Source organism: Caldanaerobacter sp., from assembly GCF_049701115.1.
GTDB lineage: Bacteria > Bacillota > Thermoanaerobacteria > Thermoanaerobacterales > Thermoanaerobacteraceae > Thermoanaerobacter.
Genome location: NZ_JBNATX010000057.1, coordinates 1 through 7,650, shown reverse-complemented (window position 1 = coordinate 7,650; position 7,650 = coordinate 1). Strand labels below are relative to the sequence as shown.

The window sequence follows — 7,650 nt, the reverse complement described above, 5'->3', positions numbered from 1 at the left end:
GTACGGTGGTGTGAGAGGACGCTGAATAAAATAATTATTCAGCTCCTACTCGATTTATTAAAAGGGATTTTGCACTCTTACTTTACCAAAGTACTGCCCTGAATTTAAATCCTCGCTCCATATTATTTCACAATCAAGATTAACTGCACTGACAATTATCAACGAATCCCAAAAAGAAATCATATAGCGCTGTGAAACTCTAATTGCTTCCAGGATATCTTTAATATCTATCACACTCAATTTCCAGCTTCTAAGGTCCGAAATAATTTCTGCAGCTTCTACTGGGGACAAAGGTTTTTTTACCTTTTTTGTAATAGTTACATAAAATTCTTGAAGGACTTGGGTGCTTAAACAACCATTTCTTTCATACCATAACTCTTTTAATAGTTCTTTTGCGATTTCATGTTTTTCACCTGCAGATACATCATATGCATAAACTAAGACATTCGTATCGACAAATTGCAAATCTTTACTGCCTTTCATATAAATCATCTCTGCTCCACGTGATTTTACCTTCTGTACCCAAGTCAAAACCCTTTTCTAATATGCTTATATGACGCAGCTTAGCTCTCTCATACAAATCTTCTTTTCTTACTATTTCTTCTAGTGTTTCTGTTAAAAGGCCGGATACTGATGTTTGTCTGTCTATGGCTATATGTTTTATCTTTTGCAATAAATCCTTAGGTAAAGATAGCGTGATATTTTGCATTTCCATTTTTCGTTTACTTTTTTTCATAAAATCCCCTCCTTCCACGTAAACTAGTATATCACATTTTTACGTGTAACTCAATTGACAAATTATATTTTCCCTAGTGTATAGATTTTCTTTACTACTGAGGGAGTACTACTATATGTATAGGATAACATGGTATAATATCTATAAAGCAAATTTCCTGTATGAGTTGAGGGGAGTTGAAAGCGTGAAATTTATTAGGAAAGTTGCAAATAGTGATATATTGGCAGATATAATGGAGATTCCGGAAGAATTAAAAGGGAAAAAGGTTGAAATAATTGTCCTTCCATACGAAAATATGGAGGAAGTAGATTTAAAAGAGCAAAAAAAACGAGTGCGAGGAGCATTATCAAAATATAAAAATGAAAAGCTTATAGAAAAAGAGAATGAAGCTTGGGCAAGTGCGGTGATGGAAAATTATGAAAATAGTTGATGCAAATATAATTTTAAGGTATCTATTAGATGATATAGATGAATTAGCAGAAAATGCGGCGGAGATATTAGAAAATTTTCCCTATCATAAGGTAAAAAATTATGAAGTTTATACATTTGATAAAAAATTGAAAAAATTATTAGAAAAATAAAACAAAAAGAGTGTTAAATAATTCCTGAAGTTTCCATTGGAAATAGCAGGAAGAGTAAAAGAGGCAAGCAGTAACTTGCCTCCTTACTCTATGTCAATTTTTCTTTTCTTTGGCTTGCTGGGATGGAGTTTTGGCATTGTTATTTTGAGTATTCCATTTTCAAATTTAGCTGTAGTCCTTTCGGGGTCCACTTCTGCGGGTAACTCAATTCTCCTCGCAAAGCTTCCATAATATCTTTCTCTGATGTAATAGTTTTTGTCCTCTTTTTCTTCGTCTACTGAAGTCTGCCCTTTTATCTCCAGTATGTTGTCGTACACATTTATTTCTATATCTTTTTTGTCAACACCGGGAAGTTCAGCAGTTGCGACTATTTCTGTCTCTGATTCTACTATGTCCACTCGGGGTCTGGAGAATAGGCCTGAAATGGAAGGGAAATTTATGTCAAAGATACTGGGCAGGTTTCTTATATTGATGTCAAAGGGCCAGTCCCACCAGTCTCTTCCTCTTTTCATTAAGCTCATTTTACATCACCTCCATATTTTTCTATTATTTATTATAGCACATTGATAAATTTTTGCAATTATTAGGATTCACAAAAACTTGACATTTAATTCTTATTTTTATATTCTTTTTGTGGTAAAATTTATGAGGGCATGTAGAAAAGATATGAGGAAGTGGTGGAATGAGGCCGGATGAAAAAGATGTGGGAAAATTGTACTTTTCTGTTATGGTTCTTTTCATAACTTTGGGATATCTGGTTCAAAAAGCGTCTTTGTACATAGGGATACTTATTACTGAAATTGTTTTTGTGTTAATTCCTGTAATTATTTATCTCTTAATTAAACACTATGACGTAAAATATGTACTAAGGTTAAATCCTTTAAAAAGTGAATTTGTCCTCCTTCTTGTACTCATTGCTATTGCTTCCTGGGGTGTATCTGGGTTTTTAGCGATTCTGACAAATTATTTTCTTTCAAAGCTGGGGAAAGTTCCTGTGATGCAGATTCCTCCTGCTCAGGACCTTAATGAACTCCTTGTTCAATTAATAATTTTTGGGCTGATGGCAGCCTGCTGTGAGGAAATTTTTATGAGAGGCCTTGTGATGAGAAGCTTTGAAATGAGAGGTTCAATAAAGAGCGTTGTTATTACGGCAATTTTATTTGCCATGCTTCATTTGAATGTGCAAAATTTTTTAAGCATATTGTTTCTGGGAGCTATACTGGGGTATGTGGTTTACAGGACAGATTCTATATTTGCTGGAATGATAGTGCATTTTACAAATAATGCTATTTCAACTATTTTGTCCTATTTTATTTCTCAGTCGAGGATGGCTAATGTATCAGGCGTGGAAAAAATAAGCATACCTCTTTCGGCGGTTTTATTCTACGGTGTCATTGCAGTTTTTTCAGGTATGATTCTTTATGCTCTTTTGAGAAGACTTACTGCTATGACTACTCCGTATGTGATAAAAGGTGATGAAGGGTTAAAAGAGGATGCAAAAATCTTTTTATACTGGCCTTTTTTACTTTCTATTTTAATATTTGTGTATAGGATTACTTGGCAGATGGTAAAAATAGCTCAGTAAAAATTGTTGACCTTTATGGTATAATAGGGTAGAATAATAGGTAAAGGAGAATGCAATCGGTTTCATATAGGTGGTGATTAGAATGAATGTAACAATTAAAGATGTAGCGAGAAGAGCCAATGTGGCCCCTTCCACCGTTTCCAGAGTTATTGCGGACAGCCCTCGCATTAGCAAGGAGACAAAGGAAAGGGTATGGAAGGCAATGGAAGAACTGGGGTACTATCCAAATGCCATTGCCAGAAGCCTTGCCAGCAAGGTGACAAATACTTTAGGGCTTATAATGCCCCGTTCCACAGAAGAAGCTTTTTCCAACCCCTTCTTCCCTGAGGTCATGAGGGGAATAAGCGTTGTTGCCCACAGGGAAAGATATGATTTGCTTTTGTCGACTTCCGGGAATAAAGAAGAGGAAAAAGAAGCGGTAATGAGGATGGTAAAAGGGAAAAGAGTAGATGGGATAATTCTTTTATCTTCAAGAACTACAGATGAGCTGATACCGTGGTTAAGGGATGAAAAATTTCCCTTTGTGGTGATAGGCAAACCCCTTGATGCAAGAGATGTTTACTGGGTTGACAATGACAATATAGGCGCTTCTAAACTTGCCACAAATTACTTGATAAAACACGGACATAGGGAAATTGCTTTTATAAGCGGTTCACTGGAGTATGTGGTGAGCTTGGATAGGTTGGATGGGTATAAGCTGGCTCTTGAAGAAAATGGGTTAAGTTTTAAAAGAGAATTGGTGGAGCAGGAAGAATTTTCTGAAGACGGCGGATACAGGGCAATGATGAAAATACTTGAGAGGGCAAATCCCACAGGAGTAGTTGTCACAGACGATGTGATGGCTTTTGGTGTGATAAGGGCTGCTATTGACAAGGGATTTAGGGTGCCGGAGGATATTTCTATAGTAGGCTTTAATAATATTCCTTTGTCTGCTTTTGCTAATCCACCTCTCACGACAATAGATATATCCACTTTTGAACTGGGGATAAAATCAGCAGAACTTCTGATCGCGAGGTTAAAGCAAAAAGAGATTGAATCTGACCATATAATTGTGCCGGTAAAACTTATAGAGAGAAAATCTTGTGTTTCCAGATAGAGGTGAAATTTTATGAGTAAAAAGCTGGCTGAAAATCTAGATATATATGAGAAAGAAATAGAAAAATTGAAAAATGAAATTATAAAAAGGTTTAGCCCGGAAAAAATAATTTTATTTGGCTCTTGCGCTGAAGGAGAAGAAAATCTAGAAAGTGATATAGATTTGTGTATTATTATAAGTACGGAAAATAAAAGGGAAATGAAAATGAAGATATATGAAATAGAACACGATATTCCGATAGATGTAGTAGTTTATACCCCTGAAGAATGGGAGGAACACGTGCAACACAAACAAAGTTTTGCCTACCTTATTAATACTAAAGGGGTTGTATTATATGACAGAGGAGAAGTATTATCAAGAATGGTTTAAAAAAGCAGGGCAAGACTTAAAAGCAGCGAAGATTCTTTTAGAATTTGATGATATGTATGATACGGTAGCTTTTCATTGCCAACAGGCAGCAGAGAAGTATTTAAAAGGCTACTTAATATATCAAGGAACGTCTATTAGAAAAACACACGATTTGACTGTTTTATGTAAAATGTGTGCCGTGTATGACGAGGGCTTCATGAATTTTTTTGATGATTGCAAATTTTTAACTGTTTTTTATAACGAGGTCAGATATCCATTATATGAGGTGAATGAAAAAGTAACAAAAAATGAAGCAGAAAAGGCTCTTGATGTGGCAAATAAAATTAAAGAATTTATTTTGGACCAAATTAAATAAAAAGGAGAAGACTTACCCGGAGGAGTAAATCTTCTCTTTTATTTTTTGTTCTCTTCTATAAATTTTTCTCCTACCTCATATATATTTCCAGCTCCTATTGTGAGGACCAAGTCTCCTTCTACTGTGTTTTCCTTTAAATATTCTACAATGGAGTCAAAGTCCTTCATATAAAGGACGTCCTTTCCCCTTTTGAAGATCAAATCTACTAAATCTTTTGAAGATACTTCTCCTGTATCTTTTTCTCTTGCGGCATATATATCAGTTATTATTATTTTGTCAGCAGCATCAAAGGATTCAGCAAAGTCGAGTAACAAAGCTTTTGTTCTTGAATAAGTGTGGGGCTGAAATATGGCTATTATCCTTTTGTGAGGATAATTTTTCGCAGCCTCTAAAGTTGCACGTATTTCTGCAGGGTGATGAGCGTAATCATCTACAACTGTAACCCCTTCTACTACTCCTTTGACTTCAAATCTTCTGTGGGTGCCTTTAAATTCTTTTATATATTCTTTAGCCTTTTCTGTGTCAACTCCTAGAAGGTAAGTTACAGCAAGAGAAGCGAGGGCATTGTATATATTGTGCTTGCCGGGAATAGAGAGATTAAAATGCCCCATGAATTTTCCTCGGTAATAAGCATTAAAACTTGCACAGCCTTTTTCATCGTAAGTTATGTCTTTTGCCTGCCAGTCGCTTTCTTCGTTAATGCCGTATGTTACTATGTTTTTCTCCAAGCCTTTTATCACGTGCATTGTATTTGCATCGTCTTTGCAGGCTACGACATATCCATCTGGAGGAACGAGATTTGCGAACTGCCTGAAGGATTGTTTTATATTGTCAATGTTTTTGAAATAGTCTAAATGGTCCGAATCTACATTCAGTATTACGGCTATGTAGGGATAAAATTTGAGGAAGCTATCTGTGTACTCACAAGCTTCTGTGACGAAATATTCACTTCTTCCTACCCTCACATTTCCACCTATTGCATCTATTTCTCCTCCAACCAAGACCGTTGGATCGTAACCTGCTCTGTCAAGTATTACCGATATAAGGGAAGTTGTGGTGGTTTTTCCATGACTTCCTGCAACAGCAACACCATACCTGTATTTTTTCATTATAAGGCCTAGAAGTGTAGCTCTATCTATCATAGGGATTCCCAGTTCTTTTGCTTTTTGGTATTCTACATTGTCATCGTGTATTGCGGCTGTGTAAACTACAAGGTCAGCTCCTATCACGCTTTCTGCCATATGAGGAATATTTATCCTGGCTCCTTCTTTTTTCAGCTTTTCAATCAGATGGGAGTTTTTTATGTCTGAACCTGTTATAATATGCCCTTCATTTAACAATATGTGGGCTAACCCGCTCATGCTTATACCGCCAATTCCAATAAAATGAATTCTTTTAAATTTTTCAAGATCTATTTCCATAAAATGCACCTCTCATTTCTACCTCATATTATTGCCATCATATGGTTAGAATATGCCGGACGACTTTTTGCTGTCACTGTTTTATAAAAAAATTATATCACATGTTGAAGAAAAGTGAACTTTTAAATATAATTTTAGTATAAAAGTTTGTGAATTGGAGGTTAATTTTTGATGGAAAAGTATAAAAGATATGAGAGGCTTGTGGCTCTTCTCAAATTTTTTACTGATAATCCTAACAAATTGGTGAACCTCGAGCATTTCATGGATATGTTTAATATAGCTAAGTCTTCGGCTTCAGAAGATATAGATATTTTAGAAGAGATATTAGAAAAATTTGATATGGGGAAGTTAAAGACTTTTCCGGGAGCAGGGGGAGGAGTCAAGTACATCCCTGTGTCAAGTTTAAAAAGCTATGTGCCTTTTGTGGAAGAGGTATGCAAAAAGCTTAAAGACCCTTCAAGGATAATTCCGGGAGGTTTTCTGTATACGGCAGATTTGATTTATTCGCCGTCTATTGTTAGCAAGATTGCCGAGGTTTTGGTGTATCCTTTTATTGAAAAAGAAATTGATGCTGTTGTGACGGTTGAAACAAAAGGGATACCTATTGCCCTTATGTGCGCAAGGGTTTTGAATGTGCCGCTGGTGATAGTGAGGAAAGACAGCCGTGTGACAGAAGGTTCTTTTGTGTCCATAAATTATGTGTCGGGCTCTCAAAGGCATATAAAGTCTATGTCGCTGGCAAGAAGGGCTCTTGAGAAAGGGGCAAGAGTTCTTTTGGTGGACGATTTTATGAAGGCAGGAGGAACTTTAAAGGGCATGACAGAGCTTATGGAAGAATTTGATGCTCAGGTTGTGGGGGCAGGAGTGATGATTGCAACAGAGGAACCCAGGGAAAAATTGATAGACAATTATATTTCTATTTTTGTGTTAAAAAATGTGGAAGAGGATAAGAATATTGTGGAGATAGAGATAAGCGACTGGATTTTAAAATAAAAATATTTTTATTTTATGAAGGAAATTTTAAGTTTTTGGCGAATATATTAAAGAGAGGGATAAGCCTTGGTTTTGCTGAGATTGCAAGAAAAAGATAGCAGTCAATGAAGCAAGCAGGGCAGTTCCCAATTCAACACAGGTTTATGCTTCAGGAAGGTGGTGAACTCAATGAAGATTACAGACGTAAGGGTGAGAAAATTAAACGACGAAGGCAGGATGAAAGCAGTTGTTTCTGTGACCTTTGACAATGAATTTGTGGTTCACGACATCAAGGTTATAGAAGGGCAAAATGGCTTGTTTATTGCTATGCCTAGCCGTAAAACTCCTGAAGGGGAGTTTAAAGATATCGCTCACCCTATAAACTCGGATACGAGGAACAAGCTGCAGAAGGCTATCTTAGAAGAGTACGAAAAAGCGAAAGAGAACAATACTGCCAAGGAATAAAAAGGAGCTTGTCTCCTTTCAGACTGTTGACAAAATAAAGAAGTGGCATTTTGTGTGTAAATGCGACTTG

General features: G+C 36.2%; 12 protein-coding genes. 8 read left to right on the top strand and 4 right to left on the bottom strand.

Annotated elements, in window-relative coordinates; translation table 11 throughout:
- Nucleotides 1-57: 57 nt before the first annotated feature.
- Both ACPLVE_RS10630 and ACPLVE_RS10625 read right to left on the bottom strand, forming a co-directional pair.
- Nucleotides 58-483: a PIN domain-containing protein gene (locus ACPLVE_RS10630; protein ID WP_424611524.1), complete on the bottom strand. Its 426-nt coding sequence runs from the start codon at nucleotides 481-483 to the stop codon at nucleotides 58-60.
- Nucleotides 470-736, bottom strand: a complete 267-nt coding sequence (locus ACPLVE_RS10625; protein ID WP_424611523.1) for a CopG family transcriptional regulator — start codon at nucleotides 734-736, stop codon at nucleotides 470-472. Before ACPLVE_RS10625 ends, ACPLVE_RS10630 begins: the two co-directional genes overlap by 14 nt.
- Before the next feature lie 115 nt (nucleotides 737-851).
- Here ACPLVE_RS10625 and ACPLVE_RS10620 point away from each other — a divergent pair, with 115 nt between their 5' ends.
- The gene (locus ACPLVE_RS10620; protein WP_424611522.1) at nucleotides 852-1,166 is read left to right on the top strand and encodes a hypothetical protein; all 315 of its coding nucleotides are present in this window, start codon (nucleotides 852-854) and stop codon (nucleotides 1,164-1,166) included.
- Nucleotides 1,153-1,317, top strand: coding sequence for a hypothetical protein (locus ACPLVE_RS10615; protein WP_424611521.1), 165 nt, complete (start codon nucleotides 1,153-1,155; stop codon nucleotides 1,315-1,317). Before ACPLVE_RS10620 ends, ACPLVE_RS10615 begins: the two co-directional genes overlap by 14 nt.
- Nucleotides 1,318-1,400: 83 nt before the next feature.
- Here ACPLVE_RS10615 and ACPLVE_RS10610 read toward each other — a convergent pair whose 3' ends face one another.
- Entirely contained in the window at nucleotides 1,401-1,838 is a 438-nt protein-coding gene (locus tag ACPLVE_RS10610) for an Hsp20/alpha crystallin family protein (protein WP_424611520.1), read from the bottom strand.
- A 161-nt stretch (nucleotides 1,839-1,999) separates the two neighbouring features.
- Between ACPLVE_RS10610 and ACPLVE_RS10605 the strand changes: the two genes are divergently transcribed.
- The 4 genes from ACPLVE_RS10605 to ACPLVE_RS10590 all read left to right on the top strand — a co-directional run bounded on the left by ACPLVE_RS10605 (nucleotide 2,000) and on the right by ACPLVE_RS10590 (nucleotide 4,722).
- A complete protein-coding gene (locus ACPLVE_RS10605; protein WP_424611519.1) occupies nucleotides 2,000-2,902 on the top strand; it encodes a lysostaphin resistance A-like protein in 903 nt (300 codons plus the stop codon).
- 82 nt (nucleotides 2,903-2,984) lie between these two features.
- Nucleotides 2,985-3,998, top strand: coding sequence for a LacI family DNA-binding transcriptional regulator (locus ACPLVE_RS10600; protein ID WP_424611518.1), 1,014 nt, complete (start codon nucleotides 2,985-2,987; stop codon nucleotides 3,996-3,998).
- A 12-nt stretch (nucleotides 3,999-4,010) separates the two neighbouring features.
- Nucleotides 4,011-4,367 carry a nucleotidyltransferase domain-containing protein gene (locus ACPLVE_RS10595; RefSeq protein ID WP_424611517.1) on the top strand — a complete coding sequence of 119 codons (357 nt, stop codon included), beginning with the start codon at nucleotides 4,011-4,013 and terminating at the stop codon, nucleotides 4,365-4,367.
- Nucleotides 4,333-4,722, top strand: coding sequence for a HEPN domain-containing protein (locus ACPLVE_RS10590; RefSeq protein ID WP_424611516.1), 390 nt, complete (start codon nucleotides 4,333-4,335; stop codon nucleotides 4,720-4,722). The genes ACPLVE_RS10595 and ACPLVE_RS10590 overlap by 35 nt, the downstream gene beginning before the upstream one ends.
- 38 nt (nucleotides 4,723-4,760) lie before the next feature.
- Here ACPLVE_RS10590 and murC read toward each other — a convergent pair whose 3' ends face one another.
- Complete coding sequence (gene murC / locus ACPLVE_RS10585) at nucleotides 4,761-6,143, bottom strand: UDP-N-acetylmuramate--L-alanine ligase (protein WP_424611515.1); 1,383 nt, start codon at nucleotides 6,141-6,143, stop codon at nucleotides 4,761-4,763.
- Between the two features lie 171 nt (nucleotides 6,144-6,314).
- Here murC and purR point away from each other — a divergent pair, with 171 nt between their 5' ends.
- Together purR and spoVG are read left to right on the top strand one after the other, a co-directional pair.
- Nucleotides 6,315-7,136 carry a pur operon repressor gene (gene purR / locus ACPLVE_RS10580; protein ID WP_424611525.1) on the top strand — a complete coding sequence of 274 codons (822 nt, stop codon included), beginning with the start codon at nucleotides 6,315-6,317 and terminating at the stop codon, nucleotides 7,134-7,136.
- A 168-nt stretch (nucleotides 7,137-7,304) separates the two neighbouring features.
- Nucleotides 7,305-7,580: a septation regulator SpoVG gene (spoVG, locus tag ACPLVE_RS10575; protein ID WP_424611514.1), complete on the top strand. Its 276-nt coding sequence runs from the start codon at nucleotides 7,305-7,307 to the stop codon at nucleotides 7,578-7,580.
- The last annotated feature ends 70 nt before the right edge of the window (nucleotides 7,581-7,650 follow it).